Raw genomic sequence first — 1090 nt, forward strand, 5'->3', positions numbered from 1 at the left:
GTCGTAGGCCGTCGTGACGTGGAAATAGAAATTCGGCATCGCGACATGCAGCAGGTACTGCAGGCCGGGCAGCGTAGTTTCGCGCCCGCCAAGCCTTAATTCGACCGTCCTGTCCTCCGAACCTTCCAGATCGGCCGCCGAGAACGTCGCCAGGTGATCGAGCGTCTTGGCGATTCGGGCCTGCAGCTCGGCAAAGCTCGCTTCATTGTCCTCATATTTCGGCACCTCGCGGCCGGCGAGCCGCGACGGCGCGCCCTTGGCATGGTCGGTGGAGATCTGGACCTGCCTGGCCAGCGCAAACATGTCCGGCGCCAATCGCGCCGTGAGGAACACCTGCGGATCGATCTTGCGCTCAGCGGCATTCTGCTCCGCCGCCGTCAGCACGCTGGCCAGCGCCTTCAGCCGGGCGGAAAAGACGCCGACGGAAATATCGTACATGGAAATAGTCACGAGCACTCTCCCAAGGCGGCCCCAGCGCCGCGGGCCGTGACCTAACGCCTCCGGTCACGATTCTTCAAGCGGTCATGCTTCCACGTCACCGCGCCGCCGCAATCGCCATGGTAGTATTTTCGTTATCGAGCGGAGATTCCCGATGAGACATATCTTTCTCGCTGTGGCTGCCTTCTTTTCCCTGTCCAGTATCGGCCAGTCCGCGTTTGCGGCCGATGCGCCCTATATCGACGACAGGTCCAGCGCCGACGCCGTCATCCGCTCGCTTTACAGCGCCATCAATCGTCACGAATTCGCCCGCGCCTGGGGTTATTTCGGCGATACGAAGCCAGCCAAGGATTTCAACGCTTTCGTGAAAGGCTATGACGGCACCGATACCGTCGACGTCAAGACCGGCGCTGTATCGGACGAAGGTGCCGCCGGCAGCATCTATTACAGCGTCCCGGTCGCTATCCAGGCGACCGACAAGAAGGGCGAGGCCAAGGTTTTCGCGGGCTGCTACACGGTCCGCCAGGTCAATGCGCAAATTCAGGAGCCGCCTTTCCAGCCGATCTTCATCGACAAGGGTGCGCTGAAGCCATCGACGGAGGATTTCGACAGCGCCGTGCCGGCAAGCTGCGGCGACGGCCCGCCGCCGCCG

1 protein-coding gene and 1 pseudogene are annotated in these 1090 nt (G+C 62.4%); one reads left to right on the forward strand and one right to left on the reverse strand.

The genetic code is table 11. The features are described 5' to 3' along the window. A partial coding sequence (locus EOA27_RS37625; protein ID WP_127258862.1) for a DUF1993 family protein occupies window positions 1-450 on the reverse strand: 450 nt, incomplete at its 3' end. Window positions 451-592: 142 nt separating this feature from the next. Between EOA27_RS37625 and EOA27_RS37630 the strand changes: the two are divergent. After that, window positions 593-1090: pseudogene (locus EOA27_RS37630) on the forward strand (DUF1176 domain-containing protein); the annotation flags it as partial.

The organism is Mesorhizobium sp. M2A.F.Ca.ET.037.01.1.1 (assembly GCF_003998075.1).
In the GTDB taxonomy this organism is placed as follows: domain Bacteria; phylum Pseudomonadota; class Alphaproteobacteria; order Rhizobiales; family Rhizobiaceae; genus Mesorhizobium.